Annotated in this window: 15 protein-coding genes; 4 read left to right on the top strand and 11 right to left on the bottom strand. The window is 50.1% G+C overall.

Features of this window, described 5'->3' with window-relative positions; all coding sequences use genetic code 11:
* Positions 1 to 192: 192 nt before the first annotated feature.
* Positions 193 to 1,452 carry a BamA/TamA family outer membrane protein gene (locus tag ACR0DB_RS02750; protein ID WP_480548727.1) on the bottom strand — a complete coding sequence of 420 codons (1,260 nt, stop codon included), beginning with the start codon at positions 1,450 to 1,452 and terminating at the stop codon, positions 193 to 195.
* Positions 1,453 to 1,789: 337 nt separating this feature from the next.
* On the opposite strand from ACR0DB_RS02750, the gene ACR0DB_RS02755 reads away from it, so the two are divergent.
* A complete protein-coding gene (locus ACR0DB_RS02755) occupies positions 1,790 to 2,227 on the top strand; it encodes an ion channel (protein WP_170355052.1) in 438 nt (145 codons plus the stop codon).
* 437 nt (positions 2,228 to 2,664) lie between these two features.
* On the opposite strand, the gene gltS is transcribed toward ACR0DB_RS02755, so the two are convergent.
* Positions 2,665 to 3,900, bottom strand: coding sequence for a sodium/glutamate symporter (gene gltS, locus ACR0DB_RS02760; RefSeq protein WP_480548729.1), 1,236 nt, complete (start codon positions 3,898 to 3,900; stop codon positions 2,665 to 2,667).
* 77 nt (positions 3,901 to 3,977) lie between these two features.
* Here gltS and ACR0DB_RS02765 point away from each other — a divergent pair, with 77 nt between their 5' ends.
* Positions 3,978 to 4,427, top strand: coding sequence for a hypothetical protein (locus ACR0DB_RS02765; protein ID WP_480548731.1), 450 nt, complete (start codon positions 3,978 to 3,980; stop codon positions 4,425 to 4,427).
* Between the two features lie 134 nt (positions 4,428 to 4,561).
* Here ACR0DB_RS02765 and ppk2 read toward each other — a convergent pair whose 3' ends face one another.
* The 3 genes from ppk2 to ACR0DB_RS02780 form a co-directional block, all read right to left on the bottom strand.
* A complete protein-coding gene (ppk2, locus tag ACR0DB_RS02770) occupies positions 4,562 to 5,350 on the bottom strand; it encodes a polyphosphate kinase 2 (RefSeq protein ID WP_480548733.1) in 789 nt (262 codons plus the stop codon).
* Between the two features lie 688 nt (positions 5,351 to 6,038).
* Positions 6,039 to 7,172 (bottom strand): patatin-like phospholipase family protein, encoded by a 1,134-nt coding sequence (locus tag ACR0DB_RS02775; RefSeq protein ID WP_480548735.1) that lies wholly within the window; start codon positions 7,170 to 7,172, stop codon positions 6,039 to 6,041.
* A gap of 176 nt (positions 7,173 to 7,348) precedes the next feature.
* The gene (locus ACR0DB_RS02780) at positions 7,349 to 8,614 is read right to left on the bottom strand and encodes an MFS transporter (protein ID WP_480548737.1); all 1,266 of its coding nucleotides are present in this window, start codon (positions 8,612 to 8,614) and stop codon (positions 7,349 to 7,351) included.
* A gap of 397 nt (positions 8,615 to 9,011) precedes the next feature.
* On the opposite strand from ACR0DB_RS02780, the gene ACR0DB_RS02785 reads away from it, so the two are divergent.
* Together ACR0DB_RS02785 and ACR0DB_RS02790 are read left to right on the top strand one after the other, a co-directional pair.
* On the top strand, positions 9,012 to 10,271 hold the full coding sequence (locus ACR0DB_RS02785) for an efflux RND transporter periplasmic adaptor subunit (protein ID WP_480548739.1): 1,260 nt from the start codon (positions 9,012 to 9,014) through the stop codon (positions 10,269 to 10,271).
* A gap of 3 nt (positions 10,272 to 10,274) precedes the next feature.
* Positions 10,275 to 13,319, top strand: a complete 3,045-nt coding sequence (locus ACR0DB_RS02790; RefSeq protein WP_480548741.1) for an efflux RND transporter permease subunit — start codon at positions 10,275 to 10,277, stop codon at positions 13,317 to 13,319.
* 360 nt (positions 13,320 to 13,679) lie between these two features.
* Here the strand turns inward: ACR0DB_RS02790 and ACR0DB_RS02795 are convergent, their stop codons facing one another.
* The 6 genes from ACR0DB_RS02795 to ACR0DB_RS02820 form a co-directional block, all read right to left on the bottom strand.
* Positions 13,680 to 15,293: a tyrosine-type recombinase/integrase gene (locus ACR0DB_RS02795; protein ID WP_480548743.1), complete on the bottom strand. Its 1,614-nt coding sequence runs from the start codon at positions 15,291 to 15,293 to the stop codon at positions 13,680 to 13,682.
* Complete coding sequence (locus tag ACR0DB_RS02800) at positions 15,290 to 15,706, bottom strand: helix-turn-helix transcriptional regulator (protein WP_480548745.1); 417 nt, start codon at positions 15,704 to 15,706, stop codon at positions 15,290 to 15,292. Before ACR0DB_RS02800 ends, ACR0DB_RS02795 begins: the two co-directional genes overlap by 4 nt.
* Positions 15,707 to 15,766: 60 nt before the next feature.
* Positions 15,767 to 15,967 (bottom strand): helix-turn-helix transcriptional regulator, encoded by a 201-nt coding sequence (locus ACR0DB_RS02805; protein ID WP_480548747.1) that lies wholly within the window; start codon positions 15,965 to 15,967, stop codon positions 15,767 to 15,769.
* A gap of 116 nt (positions 15,968 to 16,083) precedes the next feature.
* A complete protein-coding gene (locus ACR0DB_RS02810) occupies positions 16,084 to 17,103 on the bottom strand; it encodes a hypothetical protein (RefSeq protein WP_480548749.1) in 1,020 nt (339 codons plus the stop codon).
* On the bottom strand, positions 17,096 to 17,371 hold the full coding sequence (locus ACR0DB_RS02815) for a tyrosine-type recombinase/integrase (protein WP_480548751.1): 276 nt from the start codon (positions 17,369 to 17,371) through the stop codon (positions 17,096 to 17,098). The genes ACR0DB_RS02810 and ACR0DB_RS02815 overlap by 8 nt, the downstream gene beginning before the upstream one ends.
* Positions 17,368 to 18,120: a tyrosine-type recombinase/integrase gene (locus ACR0DB_RS02820; protein WP_480548753.1), complete on the bottom strand. Its 753-nt coding sequence runs from the start codon at positions 18,118 to 18,120 to the stop codon at positions 17,368 to 17,370. The genes ACR0DB_RS02815 and ACR0DB_RS02820 overlap by 4 nt, the downstream gene beginning before the upstream one ends.
* Between the last annotated feature and the right edge of the window lie 183 nt (positions 18,121 to 18,303).

Here is an 18,303-nt window from a genome sequence, read left to right on the forward strand (position 1 = left end):
TTACAGGCGTTCCTTACAAGAGGATGCATTGGCAGGCGGGAGTGCATGGCTAGCAATTGTATTTAACACTCGCACTCAAGCTATTGATGTGACACATACCACTACCTTCACAATTAGCACTTCGAAAATTGGTTTCCAAGATTTCCAGAGCTTGGAAAAAGTTATTTTGGGCTGAAGGAAACTGCGTTCATTTCAAAACTGAAATGGTTGTCCAATCATCATCTGCAGCCTGACACCTTCGTCAGAAAATGCGGTATCTGCTCTGACTACAAAGCCTTGAACCCATGCGCGCAACCCAATACCAGCGCTCCATTTCATGTCAGAATGCAGTTCGCCAAGATCGTATCTGCCTGCGACGCGGCCCATCTCACCAAATGGAACAACCTGCACCCACTCAACACCCAGCAATTCTTGGGCGGCGGGCCATTGGTCGAATGGATTCCAATACGGGGTCATGCGAAGTTCCGCAGAATAGTAGATGGCAGAACGATCATTGAATCTCTCTTCCGGAAAGCCGCGCATACGAAACAAACCTCCAAGCGTGGCTCCAGTGTAAGGAGGAGGACGATTGGAGATAACTCCACCATTTTCACTCCATGACGGTGTGTCTGCAGTCCAGAAATCGAATGCAAGCACACGACTACGAAACCACGCAGACTCACCCAAATCGTGATAGGCATCAAATTCAGCCTGCATCACAGTCCAGGAATCTGTGCTGTCAAACCAGCCGAAATCCCTTGAGTATTGCAGCTTGAGGCCAACGCCTTTCGTGGGGTTCACCGGAAAGTCACGGTTATCCCAGAAGTAGACGAAATCAAGACCATTCGTTCGTAACTCGCCGTCGAAATCATCTCCGTCGCTCACCAACGCTCTGTGAAACGGCCTTATCTCAAAAAAGCTTCGCCCACTTTCAAATGGGTTCAGAGACAATCCACCTGTCGCGCCGGAAACCAGGAAGCCATCGCGAATACTGTAGTCAGGAACAACTTGATTGCGCCCGTGACCTATCGGCAAAAGATACTTGAACCGGACTCGCGAAAACACGTCCGAACCGCTTCCTGTGACAAAGTTGTCTTTGTTCGAGTCATTCGTTCCAGCTCGCTCCCCTGCGAAATCCGGATTGCCGTCTACATATGTGTCTGCGTCGTTGTAATAACCGAGAGAAAATATGGGATCGATAAAGAGGCGCTTCCATCGAGGGACCTGTAAGTCTTCCGCAGCAAGAAAACCTGTTGCTGAGCCAGTGTCACCAGCAATAATTGTGCCAAGTATCCTAGCCTGAGGTTGCAGGTAACCTACCCGTCCTTCTACCCAGCCTGCGCTCAGACCAAATGTTTCATTATAAAAGGCAAATGGAAGGCTGAGTCTGAGACCGGAATAGTCCTCAACTTCCTCAGCCAACACCGAAGGCGTTAAAGCGCTAAACATGAGAAACAAGGCCAAAAGTTGCATGGCGACCGCGTTCGGTCTGCAATCGCGTGGCTTTGGCACCTCAGAAATCAAGTCTAAAGTCCCCTTTTCATTCGTATTTTAGAATATAAAAGGTCAAAAGATTTTGATAATGATTTTAAGCGCTACCGGTAAAAAAATGTTTCGGTGTGACAATTCAAAAACTGACGAATGCCACTTCGCGATACGCAGAAAGTTGGTTCTGGAAAAATAAGCCGCACTCGAAATCTTTGGGTTACCGCCTTCGACCTTTAAAATCATGTGCCGCGCGCGGACCTCTGTGCGAAGCAACTTTTGCCTTGGCGGCACCGGTACAAGAAACGGCAAAGGAGAAAGTCTCGTGATTGGTCAATTGTTGCTGGGCTCAGTTATCACGCTGTTCTCAATTATGACAGGCGCGATAATGTGGGGCGTTCTCAATGAAGTACTTGAAAAAATGGAGCCGTGGCTTCGCCATTCGGACAACCGATTTATGTCATTCGTGGTAGTATTGATCATGGTCGTGGTTTGCATAATGAGCGTGACCACATTTGGCGTTTGGTTGTGGGCCCTAGTTTTTTTGCAGATGTCAGTATTCAGCACGCTGGAAGAGGCGGTGTACTACTCATTGGTAGCATATACGACCTTGGGTATTGGCGATGTAGTCGTCCCACAGCACCAGAGGTTGCTTGGCGGGATGACTGGTGCAAACGGTTTTTTCATGTTTGGTTTGATGACGGCAATGCTCACCGACATTTTTCGCCACGTGGGAAGGATGCAGCGCGGCTTGAAAGACTAGTAAATTGCTGTTGGGGGCCAGCGGGAGTTTTCCCAACTCGATAAACTCTGCTGCTAAATGTGTTTGAGCGACCTTCGATTGGGCTCGTTAACCCCCTCTTGGAACGTAGCTTGCCCGACTAACGCCGCTAAATAATAGGTCCGCGTCAGCATGAAGTGCCCAAATGATGATAGTAGCTTTCCAGTTGAACTAAATTCGGGCACGACCTACACGGCAGATTGAGAAGAAAATGGATACACGTCTGTATCCCAGGAAAAAAGCAAAGCAAAATATCCGCTCAATCCGACAAGCGTCGTTGTAACGCCGAAGCCTTATCGAGATGATTTTTTGATGGCGTGTCGATAGCCGATACGATTGGTAACCAACGACGTTCTTCTCCGCTATCGCTTTGGCTGCAGGGGTCGACTTCTGGCTATGAAACTCAATTGAGCCTGAATCTAAGGTAAGTTCGAGACGAACAATTGGATAATAAATGCATTGGCAATATCGACAAAAAAAGCTGAAACCAGCGGAAGTACAATGAAGGCAAGCGGAGACGGGCCATATTTATGCGTCACAGCCGTCATGTTGGCTATGGCCGTTGGTGTAGCTCCAAGAGCGAAACCAGCGAAACCTGCAGACATCACGCCAGCAAAATAGTTTCGCCCCATCGTTCGATAGACAACGAATATGATGAAAGCTGCCGCAGCCGCAGCTTGAAGCGTCATAGTGACGGCTAAAACACCAGCGGAACCCGCCAAAGTCCAAAGCTGCATACTCATTAGAGACATTGAAAGAAACACTGCTAACGAGAAGTCCTGTAATAGTTTCAACGAGGCGGTACCCGTTGGTGTCTTGATCTTCGGAAAAACTCTCGGCGTCAGGTTTGCAAGTAAAATACCGGAAAGAAGGCATGGCACGAAGAGCGGCAGGTTTGCTCCGGTTAATTCCAGCGACTCATCTGCAATGAAGCCAATCACAATTGCTAGATGCGTCCAAAGAATAGCTCTCATCATTCCAGGATTCGTCGGGCCACCGGTTGGATCAGTAGAAGCTATCACCTCAATAGCGTCTTGATTGGAACTGGAAATCGACGTTTTCTCTTTCGCGCTTGGTTCGAGCCGGTCACGCGCAATCAAGTAGCTGGCGATTGGTCCGCCAATTAGACTTGCCATTATTAATCCGATCGTTGCAGCGGCGATGCCAAGCTCCGCCGCCCCCGCTACAGCGTATTGCTCTTCAACAACTGGGCCCCACGCTATGGCTGTACCATGACCACCGATGAGAGACGTTGTCCCCATCATCACACCGGCCTGAGATGGCAAGCCAAATAGTGAAGCTCCGAGAATGCCTATTGCATTCTGGATAAACATATACCCAATGGTCAAAACAAGCATGAGGCCGAGAAGTGGGCCGCCTTTAACTAGGTCTGAGAACTTCGCATTAAGACCAATTGTGGTGAAGAAGTAGATCAGCAAAGAGTCGCGCGACGCCAGATCATAAACTACTTCTCGCCCAGTCACTGTTACCACGCCTAGTGTCACTAGTGCCGCCAGTAAGCCACCTGAAACCGGCTCGGGGATTGAGTACTTGCGCAAAAACTCAAACTGCTCTGTGAGCCTTGATCCTAGAAAGTACACAACGATGCCAAGAGTCACAGCAATAAAACTGTCCACCACGATCGGTTCTGCCATGAACAGACTCCTAACTTCGCCGCACCACCATGCGGTCTTGAACAAGCTGCACAGGTGCAACCGGAAATTATGGTCCGATGGTAGAGCATGATCGAACAAGGGTGCAACAAAACGATCCTGCTGCTAGACTTGGCCGATACTTACAAAAAAGCCAATTTATGAAGAATAGAAGAGCTATCAACGTGAAAAAATTGATCAAAAGCGCTATCAGCATCGCCCTTTGCAGTGTAGCTGGTGTTCCAGTTACAGCAGATGAAAAGACACATTCTTACTTATTCTTAGGCGAAGAGACGATCCTAACAGGCACCGAAAATTGTGTTTATGAAATAATGAAACAAGGTGTCGAAGTAGATGAAAACGAACGTAGAGTATTCTATGAATTAGCGCAGGGAATTATCCTAGTTTATGCACATAAATACGTCCGCTATCGAACCACTGGAAAAGTACCGGATTCATACAGTGAAGAAGAAGCCGAAATTTTACAATCAGGTGAGATAGACGAATTTTTCGAACACTGCTTTAAGTGAACAAACGACGATCAACTAAAGTCTTGTGACAAAACTTTCTGTCTTATTAGGTGGGCGAACCTTTGGACGTGAAGCGGTATAAAATCGGGCAATCCAATAGAGTGTGAAAGGACGTGTTCCGACTCAAAGCCCGTTTAGTACTTTTGCGGAACAGTATGTTTGAACGAAATGGACTTCGGAGCACCTTTCATGTGTTCGCGGCGATTTGGCAATTCCGGAAGCACAAAGGGCTCTTCATTATACGGGATCGACTGAAGTAAGTGTGAAATGCAGTTCAGCCTTGCTAGGCGTTTGTTGTCTGCGGGAACGCGGAACCAAGGCGCATGTACACTGTCTGTCGCCGAAATCATTCTCTCATATGCTTCTGTGTAGTCCCACCAACGTGCCCAGGACTCCAAGTCCATCGGGCTTAGTTTCCAGTGTTTTCTAGGATCGATCATGCGGTCCTTGAAGCGCTCCTGCTGAACCTCTCTAGTAACATCAAAAAAATATTTCAAAAGTATGATACCTTCCCTGACAAGGTATCGCTCAAAACCAGGCGCATCGGTCAAAAAGTTCTCATATTCTTTGTTGGTACAGAAACCCATGACCCGTTCCACTCCCGCGCGATTGTACCAACTTCGGTCGAAAAGGACGATTTCGCCTCCTGCAGGAAGATGTTCAAAATACCTCTGGACATAGACTTGGGACTTTTGTCGGTCGCTTGGTGCAGGAAGCGCAACGACCCGAAAAACTCGTGGGCTCACACGCTCGGTAATACGTTTGATGACGCCGCCTTTTCCTGCAGCGTCGCGCCCTTCGAATACTACAACAACTCTTGCTTTAGTGCGTTGCACCCATCCTTGGAGGTGGCAAAGCTCCACCTGCAATCTCTTCAATTCTGTCTCATAGGACTTCTTAGAGATTTTTTTCTTTGCCGCCACGTCCTTTGCCCCCATTAAACAATTGTAGGTAATTGAGTTAGAGTTATTGTGAGTTCGTTTCCTGCAGTCTTTGCAACCACATAAGCGCTTAAGTCTACGAACAACCGACATCCACTCGTTCAAGCTTTAAGGCGCTGCCAATCCAAACTATTAAACAACCTACGCGTCCAGAATTTCCGGCGCCTCAATTACTGGCCACCAGATATGCGTAGCAAGCCATTCGTAGTCGGCCCCGCCCACACCATTCGCACCAGTTGACTGCTTGTGTGCGGAAATTAGCTCTTGGCTAAATCGGTGCCCGCCTCGAACGAACTTTGTCAGTTCGCGATGCACAGTCCAGTTCAAAGCCAATCCCAACTCTGTGATTTGAAACCCATCGTCTACACGTTGCACGTTCGGGTTCGCCAGGAAAGTCAGCTGCCGTCTCACGCTTGTCTGAGGCAAATTAGTATATTTAGCCAAACCGCGAGTTGTCCACGGTTGAGGATGAATAACAAGTGCTTGATGCACCCTCTGCATAGGGGGCGGATACTTAAAATGATCAAACGTGACTTGCCAGCGGCGCCAAAGTCGTAACCGGTTGCGCTCAGTTTCACTCATCGACATAAGTACATACATTAATGATTATGATTTACCTGACAAGCCAACTGAAGCAACGATCCCTTTGGCGCCAATAAAGTAATCGTGCTTACCGAGGCGGACGATCGCTCCAAAGGGTCGCAGAGTTAAAACGCTGATAACCATAGTCAAATAGCGCTTGCATGTACTCTGGATCAAACGGCTCAGCTAGAGGATATTCGAAATCAGTTCCAATCCAAGTGGCTTGGTATTCGGCGTCTCGCTGCAGACTTAGTTTGTACGCAATCGTAAGATCATCTACGCCTTGCGCCTTGATTAGCGTAGAAAGCGAGCGTGCAGACACTTGGAAGACCCCCGGTTCAATAACTCTAAGTTCTGGCTCAACTTTGCCGTTTCGGATTGCATACAGCTTGCCACCGCGAGCATATTTCCTTGGGATATCCCATCCAGGCACGTAGGCGGTTTGAGAATATACACCACCATCAACGTGAAGTTCATCCCGGACACCTTCATCAGTCTCAACATCAATTAAAACCGGAGGGAAAACGCCCGGAATTGCCGCAGAGGCGAGTATTACATCAGCGAATACCTTTTTTGCATTCGCTGAATTGCTGTTCGCGATTGCACCCATATCCCAAAGTACTGGCCTCTGTGCATCCAGGCTTACTGTCTGAACCAACAGACGCCGTCCGCGGCGATGTTCTTTGGCAACTTGCGCTAGAAAATCGTCCGTTATGTAAGACTGTATAAGTTGTTTTAATGGGTCAGAGCTTTTGACAGAAGAACCACTTAGGATACCAGTTACAAGTCGTCCTCTGAATATCCGGGACGGTGGTAACCCACCGTACAACTCTTTGAGCTCATCGTCATAGTCAGAACCCAGGAAGGCGAACGGCGCTGCCAAAGCACCCGTTGAAACTCCGGTAACGACCATAAATTCTGGGCGCGTGCCGGATTCGCTCCATGCATTCAAAATGCCGGCAGCAAAGGCTCCATCTTCGCCTCCGCCCGATAGTGTTAGTGTATAATCTGAAGATAACCCAGATGTTCGCCTTTGACGTTGAGCTATTTCCAGCAGTTCACTGATATTGGCTGGAGCAACATCGGCCCAATAACGAGCACCTTCGATGCCCGGAACTTGTGGGCTCTCTAGATCCAACTCGCTCACTGGGTTCCTAGAAATGCTTGAGCAACCCAATTGGAAAAGTAGCAGCAGGAAAACACAAAGCTTCCTCCAATTCATGCATCCCTTCTCCACAAAAATAGCTCCGCTGGGTTAAGCTAAGGAATAAGCCACCAAATCTCGTTTAGGCCAAGCCTTTCTTTAGTCTTTTGGGGAGTAGAGCACGCTTTTAACGGCCCATTTTTCCTCACACACTCTAGATTGACTTCATTTTTAGAAACGTGGTGATCAGCACTCTAACGTTTATCGGTAGGGGCCATTTCTGTACTGGTTGGTAAGACTTCAGTGTGAGAAGTCTGCTCAGCACGTGACACAGGCTCAACTGACCAAATCCTTTGCCCCAAATACAATGCAAAACAAAGCATGACCGTGAAATTCACCCAATAAAGCGCGATGTCACCGAAGAAGGTGGTAGCCAAGTTGGCGATCAAGGGGCCGCTTATCGATCCGAGAGTCCAAACCAATAGCATAGTTACCGCCGCCGAAGAGACGTAGACAGGAACCGTTCTGTCCAACGCGTGCGCCACAAGCAAAGAATATAGAGTGAGCAAACTACCACCCAGTAGCATCAGAATAATGCAAAGGATTACGAAGCCGATTGAGTTGTAGTCGAATGAATTGACGCTGTGGTCGTAGTCCACGTCGACCAGAACCGCCATAAGAAGAAGAACTACTGTTGCGGTGACCGTAGCTATCAAGATTACTTTCCGACGGTCCATCTTGTCGGATAGCCATCCAAGCGGAAACTGAAAAAGGACACGCCCGAGATAAATGAGGGCTACCATAAGGGCCACATCGATTATTTCGACCCCTAGCTGAGCAGCATTATAGGGGACAACGCTCAACAAAGTTGTAGACACCATACTCATGGCGAATACGCCCAAGACTGCGGCTGGGGCGTCCTTAAATAAACCGCGTATTCGAATGGGTACCGTGGTTTCATTATTGGGAGGAGATGAGCGAGTAGTCGAGATGACCACAATCGAAATGCAGTAAAACAAAGCGACGTAGACGAATACCTCTCGAATATCCCCGGGCACTACAAAAACTAAAAACTGACTGAATACGGCGACTACGCCGACTATTATAGCATAGACTGCGAGAACTCTTCCCCGGGTCTTTTCCTCCGCAGTTTCATTGATCCACGTGTCACCGATCGAAAAAAGCCCTGCGGTGGCCAAACCGGAGAGGAACCGCAAAAAGACAAGAAATGGTGTGTTGGTGGAAACAGAAAAAAGTATGGCCACCGCTATCGTGATAGCTGCGCCAGAAGCAAATGCACGGATGTGGCCAATATCAGCAATCGATCTGGCGACAACAAAACACCCGACTAAAAACCCTGCAGAGTATGCGGACGCCGCAAACGAAGCGGCTTCTTGAGACGCCCCAATTTCAGAAAACGCGAGTGGAACCAAAGTACCAGATCCAGCAGTGGCCAGCTGAACAGCAGCCATTGCAACGAAGAGTGATTGAAGATTGAGAACTTGGTTTCTGATTGCCAATGCACCCTAGCTCCAAGTTGCACCGAGGCTCGGTAAGTTTTTCCTACTTCTCGCTTCTACTCAGTTAGACGCGCGGTATCTTCCAGCAAACAACGCTACTCGTTAAAGATCTTAACACCGAGTTCTACTGAAATCGAAAATCGCTGGGCACTACGGTGGACCTTCAGGCTTTCGCGAATTTAGTTTTTTGGTCGGATATTTCGCTTACGCTTTATAATACAACAATAAAATCTGTCCACTTCCCTGAAGCTCTCGCCGAGCCATTTTGGCTCGGCCCAATTTGTGAAAATCTGCAGGTGCGGGCAGAGTTGGTTCAAGCGATCTCTTTTCTCGCGAAGCTTGGTGGGCCCCTTGGGTGCGCTCAACGAGCGAGCATCTTAAAAGCAGGTGAAAAACTATGCATTTGATTTTCCGAGGGGCATTGGCGGTTGTTTTACTTGGTGCTTTTCCCATCGTGGCAGCAGCACAAGACGCTCCCACAACGATAAGACCAGCAAAAGTCTTCACTGTTCTTAAAGCCTCATCTGATTTTGAAAGGATTTATCCTGCAATTGTCTATCCGTCGAAGGAAGTTGAACTCTCTTTTAGAGTCAGTGGACGAATTACAGAGCTGCCAATTAGGGCCTCTAGCAGTGTCATGCAGGAAGACGTTGTTGCCCAACTAGACACCCGAGACTTTGAAGTAGAGGTAGAAAGGCTTAACAGCCAACTCGAAGAGGCCGAGGCGAATTTAATTGTGCTGAGGTCAGGTGCACGCCCTGAAGAAATTACAGCTCTAGAAGCCTCGGTTGAGGCAGCTCAAGCCCAAAGAGACCAAGCTCGGGAAGACTACATCCGCTCAGCTCAGCTTTTGGAGAGGGGGGTAATTCCTACTGCGCAGTACCAACAACGTGAAGCTGCCTTTCGTCTGGCAGAAGCTGAACTGGTGTCACGAGAAGAGCAGCTTACAATTGGTCGTATCGGTGGACGGCCAGAAGAAATAATTGCTGCAGAAGCGGCGATCCGTGGCCTTAAAACACAAATTCAATCGGCAAAAAACGATCTTTCCGATGCTACGCTTCGAGCGCCGTTCGACGGAACGATTGCCAAGCGCAACGTGGACAATTTTCGTAATGTTCAAGCCGGTGAAACCATCGCCTTAATCCAAGATCTATCGACTGTAGATGTAAGCTATGACTTGCCCGGCGCTGACATAATCGCAATGTCGTCAATTGGCTTCGACAATGTTGTTAGCATGGTTACGTTCGACTCGTTGCCGGGCGTAGAAATGAACGCAGACCTTGTCGAGTTTACTACTCAAGCAGACGCAGCAACACAAACCTATCGAGGTCGTCTATCAGTAACCCCGCCTGAAGACTTGATTGTACTGCCTGGGATGGTAGCGCGCGTGATTATTAGGGCGGACGGGCAAAGCGACACACATGTTGTGGTTCCACTTTCAGCTTTAGCGGCAAGCCCCGACGGTTCCCCTTATGTCTGGCTATTGGATGGATCCAACAGCACTGTCAAGCGTCGACCCGTTGAATTGGGAGAAATATCTGAAGACTTCGTGTTCGTAAAAACTGGCCTTGAAGAAGGGCAAATGATTGTAACTGCAGGCTTGAGCGAACTGCAGGAAGACATGGTAGTTCGCCCGATTTCAAAAGTTGGTGAGTAGCAAATGAATCTCGCAAGGTTTGCAATTGAGAAGCGTCTAATTTCCGCGTTGGTGACTATTCTCATTTTGGTGGCTGGCTATTTTGCATACTTAACTCTTCCTCGTTTCGAAGATCCTGAGTTCATAATAAGGCAAGCTCAGGTCATAACACCTTATCCGGGTGCCACTGCAGAAGAAGTCGCCGAAGAAGTCACTGAGGTTATTGAGAATGCTCTACAAGAGCTCTCTGGGGTAAAAGAGGTGAAGTCAGTTTCATCACCCGGACTCAGCACTGTGACGGTCGAGTTTACAATCCCCACGACACCTGATTTTCCGTCACTCCATGCAAGATTTGCCCAATTGCGCGCAAAGATACTTGACGCTCAAACAAGTCTGCCGCCGAACGCGCTCCAATCTCAGGTCTACGATGATTTCGGCGACGTGTATGCCTTATATTTTGCGATTGTTGGCGATGGCTATTCAATAGCCGAGCTCCACGAGTACGCGAAGGAGCTCCAGAGGGAGTTGGTTGCCGTCAGCGGTGTTTCCAAGGTGGTCTTAAGTGGTGAACAGAATGAAGCAATCTTTGTAGAGTATGCACCAGCAAGGTTAATAGAACTTGGAATATCACCGCAGCAAATTGGGCAAGTTCTGGAGGGACAAAACCTCGTAGCGCCCGCGGGTTCCATAAAGTCCAACTCGCGACGAATAGAGATACGTCCGTCGGCGGCAGTAGCCTCAATTGACGCTATCAAAGACCTAGTCGTTTCTGTGCCGAGTAGTGGTGCATCATTCCGACTTTCAGATATCGCAACCGTGTCGCGCGGTTACGTTGAACCAGCAAGCCCCCTACTTTTTCGGGACGGTCAGCCTGCAATTGGAATTGGAATATCGAATAGCCTGGGTGGAAACGTTGTGAACATGGGCGAAGCCGTGAAGCAACGGATAAACGAACTGGAGAACCTAAGGCCAATCGGAATCCAGATTTTGCCAATCTCTGATCAGTCTGCTTCGGTAAAAGAGTCGATCAACGACTTTGTCATGAACGTGGTTCTGGCGCTCATCATCGTTGTAGGCATATTGCTTATTTTTATGGGGTTAAGATCCGGAATACTCATGGGAGGTATTCTGTTGGTCACAGTCGCAGGCACGCTTGCCGGCATGCAGCTCTTAGGGCTCGACATGCAAAGGATTTCACTGGGCGCACTGATCATTGCGCTCGGCATGCTGGTTGATAACGCTATTGTCGTTGTCGAAGGTACGTTGGTCCGAGTTCAACGCGGCGAAGCCACCAGCGACGCTGCTATCTCTGTCGTAAATCAAACCAAATGGCCGCTGCTCGGAGGAACAGTTGTAGGACTTTTGGCGTTTTCCCCAATTGGCTTTTCACCGGACAACACTGGAGAATACGCCGGGAGCCTCTTCTGGACCATTTCTATCTCGTTGCTTTTTTCGTGGTTGGTAGCGATTTGGCTCACGCCCTATTTTTGCACTCTGCTGCTGAAACCAACCTCGGAAAAACCGCCTGCAGAGAATGCAATTCTCCGTGCCTATCGTGCTCTCCTCGCGTATGCGATCCGGTTCCGGTACCTGACTGTGGGGCTTGTTGTTGCGCTCTTTCTCTCTGCGATCGCAGGGTTTGCGCTGGTACCGCCGGGCTTCTTTCCCAACAGCACTAGGGCGCAATTTGTTGTGGATTACTTTTTGCCAGAGGGAACCGACATTGAACAAACCAGTCAGGACATGCGAGAGATTGAAGCGCATCTCTTAACTCTGCCAGGTGTCAACTCTACTAATCTGTCCGTGGGCAGCGGGCATTTACGCTTCATGTTGGTATACGACAGTGAAGACCAGAACCCCGCCTATGGTCAAATTTTGGTGGACGTAGAGGATTACCGGCAGATCGATGCGTTACAGCCTGAAATTCAGTCATGGATTGACCAAAACTACGCTGACTCATATGCAAAAGTTTGGAAGTTTGTACTGGGCCCCGGTGGTGGATCGAAAGTCGAAGCTGAATTTTCTGGACCCGATCCCGTTGTGCTTCGGGAACTCGCCGAACAGGCAAAACTGATATTCGCTGAAAATGGAGCCATCGCGATAAAAGACGACTGGCGCGAACAAAAGCCGGTAATTCGACCAGTTATTGACACGGAAAACGCCCGCAGGCTCGGTCTCACCCAAGCGGAAATTTCCAGGGCAGTTTACTGGCATCAAGTAGGGGCGCCGATAGGGATTTATCGCGAAGGCGACAACTTATTGGACATAGTTATGCGCCCGTTCGAAGCAGCCCGAAGCAATATCAGTGACCTAAAAAACATCCAAGTTTATAGCGATGTAGCCGGAGGGTATATTCCAATATCCCAAGTTGTAGACCGATTTGACCTTGTTTTCGAAGCTGGGAACCTTAGGCGCATCGACCGAAAGCTTGCAATCACCGCACAAGCCGATAACGCACCAGAAGTACTCTCAGGCGACCTTTTCGCTCAAGTCCGACCACTTGTAGAGGCAATAAAATTGCCAAGTGGGTATTCTCTTGAATGGAGAGGTGAGTACGGGGACTCGCAAAGTGCGAACGACGGTTTAGCTTCGACTATGCCGCTTGGGTTCGGAGCGATGATTGTCGTAGTTTTCTTCTTATTTAACGCAATCCGACAACCACTGATCATATGGTTGACAGTACCTCTGGCTCTCATTGGAGTCGTCTGGGGGCTCGCGGCAACCAGAACGCCACTCGAATTTATGGCAATACTGGGTATTTTGTCTCTAACAGGGATGCTAATCAAAAACGCTATCGTCCTTATTGACGAAACCGATACTCAGATTGCCGGTGGAAAACCTCGATTGCTGGCTGTTGTTGACTCAGCCGTTCTACGCGTCCGCCCAGTGTCACTGGGAGTACTTACTACTGTACTTGGAGTAATGCCTTTGCTGTGGGATCCGTTTTTCGAGTCACTCGCAGTGGTGATCATCTGCGGTTTGAGTTTTGCAACCGTTCTTACGCTGATAGTGGTGCCGACTCTGTACTCAATTTTTTTTAGAATAAATGAGGACGAAACAGCGGCTTAATCACTAACCTAAAAATCCCCACCTCTGCCAAACACCTTGCGCTTTCGGCATGTTCCGGGCTTTAAGTGCGTCCTTTTGCATGTACGAACTGATTTGGATCCCACCTTCAATTCGCACGACCTTTCCAAACCTGCAGAAAACCCCGACTAAAAGTGCGGAACCTAATTTATTACGCAATCCTGAAGGATTCTTAGTTCCTCACAGAGATTCTTTTGGAACATTGTGAGCGGTAAGTTTGCCTAACCCCGTCTCAGCATGTTCGGCGTTTGGTGAAAGAAATTTTTTGCGCTGTTCTCGTAGATTTCCGAAGTCTACCTTCTGCGCATCTCCGCCGCTCGTGTTCAGCGCGGTAAATGCCCCCTACTCCAGCACCTCATCTCCATCGCGGGCAGCCGCACGCCTTTCGGCCAAACGTTTTGCCATGTTGTACTCGTCACTGCCCCGTTCGAAGCGGCTTTCATAGAAGTCGCGCACCATCGCGTTTTCCTTGGCGGTTAGCAAACCACCAGTAGAAAGCCCCTCGATAATGCTGCGACGTTGATGGTCCGACATTTTTCCATAGTAGATTTCAGTGATTTTTTCGTTCGTATGGCCAAGATTTAGGGACCAGGCTTTACGGTCTTTGGGAGAGGTGCAAAGCTCATCCCCAAGCGCCTTGAGCGTATCACGAACAGAGTGCGGTGTGCATTTGCGTCCGATCTGGGAGGTGGCGAGATCAAAGGCGCAGCTCACGGCTGAGGAGGATTTCATCGGGGGTACGGGGCTGATCTCTGATCCTCGTTGTTTCAGATGTGCAAGCTCAGGGAAGACAGCGTCGTCTTGGGTGAAGCCCATTACCATTAGCTCCGAAAGCCAGCTTACCAAAACCTCTTGGAAGGCTTCAGTACGCGGGAAGAAAACACTGCGAAAGCTCTTCCCATTCTTTGCGCGCATTTCTAAGGCGTCCTGAACCAGCTCCCCTTTACAAAGGTCAATATGTTTCAGTCTCAGCGTAGTGAGCGCTGCGGCGCGTAACCCACTGGCATAAGCACAAGCAACCATTGCGCGATCACGGCGCTCCGCAATCGTGCGATCAGGCATCTTCTCCAACATCTTTTCCGCCTGCTCGATCGTCAGATAGTCGCGATCATCACGCGGCAGGGTTTTGGCGTGTACCGCCTTTGGAAGCTCCAGATAGAGTGGGATGTTTTGACTCAAACGCTTGTAGCCGTCCTGAAGCCGGAGCCATTCGAAGAACTGGCGAACCTGCGACGCGTGGTGCCGGATGGTAGAATTACCCAAACCACCATGCTCTTTGAGCGTTTGGCCAAGATTGACCAAATGATCACGAAAGTCTGCGGCGTCCTTTGGCGTGACCTTATCGAAGGCTTTGCCTCCTAGGAAAACCTCCAGCATGCGGATGCTCCGCAGATGGGCGCGTTTGGTCGAAGTCTCAAAGCGCCCAGCATAGACTTGCCACTCATGCACGATCCGATCGTTTGTCGGGTACCAAACCGTCTCGCGAAAGCCGGGTTTATTCCCGGTATCAGCTGGGATCTCACAATTACTTTCGTCTATCAGAGCCAGGCTGGTACCCGACATAAGGCATATTTCTATTCTGTCGTATTCTGACGCTTTCAGTAACTTTGTTACCTGGGCATCGCAGGTAGCGCAGACGCCCACCGCCATGTACCTATGACTGGAGGTTGTCATCAGCGAGATCGACTGTGGAGCGGGATACCATGCGCTGCCGCAGCTCAAACAATTGAACTCACCCTGTTTCAGTTTAGCGAGCGGTTTGCGCTTCTGGCCATTGTGGTAGCGTTGCAGCTCAGCCCCACGAAAAATAAAAGGACGCAGATCGTCTGATTTCCGCAGGCCGGATTTCATCCAGTCGGTGATGGCATTGCGGCGAACATTGTAGATTTTACACAGTTCATCTACCGAATAGACTTGGTCTTGGCAGACCTTCACCTTGTAGTGGGCCCGTGTCATATTTCGCGCCCCGACTTGCGATTTTTCTTTTTGGTTTGGCGTGATGCTTCAGCCAGTTTTTTCTCAAACGACAGCAGACTGGATAGGCGCCAGCGACTGCTGTTTGGAGGCAGCTTGATCGGTGCGGGTAGAACGCCAAGCTCCACGCGTTTCCAAACTGTTTGGCGAGCGATGCCGAAGCGTTTGGCCACTTCAACGTCTTTGAGATAGCGTTCGTCCTCGCCGAGGTTTTCAGCTTCTATCGCCTCCAATGCAGCAACCTGCACTGACGTCAGCGCGGGCGGATTGGAGTGAAACTGCCCTTGAGCCTGAACCCCGCCTTGATTGGTCTCAGACACATGCGATTGCGAAACGGCAGTAGAGGGATCTGCGAACAGATCCCCCATTGCAGAATTGTAGCTGAATTTAGCCATCGGCACCCCCATTCAGAGATGCCCAGTTATGGGAAACAGAAAAGCTCTGGGGCTGGTACATTAAGTGCCCTCCCGCAAGAGTTCGCGGATGTCACCAACACGCCAAGCTGTTGTGCGAGGCCCGAGACGTACAGGCTGAGGGAAGCGCCCAGCACGGACGCCTGCCCACCACGTCGAACGGGATACAGGCACGGGACCGTGAGGGTGCAGGATCTGCTTTTCGCGCAGCAGCGCTTCGTTGGGAAGATCGTCAAATTGCATCGTAGTCCATCTATGTTTGTTACAGATGGTCCAAGGCTGACAAGGTCCGGTCTTGTGCAGCGATTATCCACGAAGTCCGATCGTGGATCCACGATGTGAATTATATTTTTTAGGGTTCAGTCGCTCCAATAGTTGCTGTTGACGTGCAATTCACTTGCCTCCTTTAGAAGCCTACGAACCGTTTGCTGATCCACCCCGCAGCCAAGTTCAGCACCTTTGTCCGCAATCTGCTTCGGCACGTCAGAGCGTTTTTGGATGGGCGTATAACTGTGACCGTCCACTGCGCATGCAATGAGGGCTTTTTGAAGCGTTGCGATCCGTGTAGTGCTTGCAGACTTTTGCGGCCGGCTGTTTTCGGGGGAGGAAGAGGCCTCAAGCTTTGCGTCCAAAGCAGACAGGCGCTCATCTTTCGCTCGCAGCATATCTCGAAGTTTTTCGTTCTCCGCGATGATTTCCGCATTCTCGACAACGGTATCCGGATGCTGGCCATCGTGAGGCGGCATCCCCACGGCACGCCGCCACGCTAAGGACACATAATACCCCCTTTTCGCCAGCCAAAGCAGATAGTCCTTTGCAGGCGCCTTCTCACTGATTTCCCCGATCTCTAACGCCCTTTCCAATATCAGGAACCTGTCGTCACGCTCACGTATCGTCTCTCCGGTTTCCGGGGCGTTACCGCGCCAGCTTTCTGTGCGGAATGGCTTAAAGTTCAGCGACAAATCGATTGCCTCTCGGGCTGTCCAATAAGGTTTTCGGACCCATTCCCCGATCAGACTCCGTTCCTGCCCAGCGTATTCAGGGGAAAGAATTTTCTTCCTTCGATGCGCAAAATGCTGACCGTCAAATACGATCGGGCGTTCCGGTGTGATGGCTAGCCACCAATCTGCATGGAACGGTAGGTTGTTGCGCTCTGCCCACCAAAGCCAAAAAACAGGCGCGCCAAATCGTTCACCCGACCGCTTCGTTCTAGTTAGTAGCGCACTGTGATCATCCAGCTCCTTTGCGGCTCCGGCATCATCCAGCGAAATGCCCAACGCAAGTAGGACCGCGTCTTTGAGGGACCAACTGCTCTGATAGACCCAAGCTTGGATCAATTGTTCATTAGGTTTTACCGGGGCTTGTTCACATTCAATCATGTCCCAGTTTTTCCTTCTTCATCTTATCAAGTTGATCTGCCCACCACTGTGTCAAATCAACTCGCTCATCCCAGTGTGTTCCGCGTGCATATGCCCGGCGGATTTCGTTCTTTTCCACATGGGCGAGGGCTCGCTCAATGGCGTCCGGATGCCAGCGGCCGGACTCATTGGCCAGTGTGGAAAACATTGCCCGAAAGCCATGCGCCGTCATCTCGTCCTTCTCGTATCCCAAGCGGCGCAGCGCGGCATTCAAAGTATTGTCGCTCATGCAGCGCTTGGATGAACGTACCGATGGAAAGAGCAACTTGCCCAACCCGTCAGGTCGCGCAGTTCCTTCAAGTGATCGAAGGTTTGGCGGGAAAGCGGTATTGTGTGAGGCCGCCGCATCTTGGAGCGATGTGCCGGAACTGTCCACGCCATTCTGGCCTCGTCGATCTCATCCCACTCCGCCATTCGCAACTCTCCGGGGCGCAGGGCGATGGCATAGCGAAAGACGGCCCCGGCAGCAGACCGCATCCGTACGGCGGTTTCGTGATTGCCCTTTTTTTCCATCTTCTGCAGCGGAACCAGAATATCCCGTGCTGTTATTTGCGTGATCGGCATTTTCCCGATGTCTGCGGAAAGTAGCCGGTGAAACCAGGCGGTCTTTGTCAGCGTTGCTTCGGCACGGCCTTCGCTGCGCTTCTTTTCCAGCAGTTCTGCCGCCAACTTGGAGAAGGTAGCGTTGTTCTCTGCCTCTTCTCTGGCTTTTTTGTCTTTGCGCACGCTGGAAGGATCTTCGCCATTTGCGATCAGGCTGCGGGCGTCGTCCCGTTTCCGTCGCGCATCGGCCAGTGTCACTTCAGGATACTTGCCCAGCGCCAGCAGCTTTTCCTTTTGGAACCAACGATACTTGAAGCGCCAGAGTTTCGAACCGATCGGCTTCACCAGCAAATAAAGCCCGTCAAAATCGGCCTGCTTGTAGGGCTTCTCCCTAGTTTTCAGAGCCCGAATCCGTGCGTCGCTCAAAACAGGCATTGGGGGTACCTTCCAGTCACCGTGTGGCACGTACCCCAATTTGGTACCCCATTTGGGGGTAGATTACAGCGCACGTGGCAGGACAACATCGGACAATCCGATAGTAGAAATCCTTCAACTACAAGCTACTATCAGTCAAAATCGGACGCAACTGGATGTTAAAGTGGTGCCCCCACACGGACT

It is taken from the genome of Ruegeria sp. AB6, from assembly GCF_056542685.1.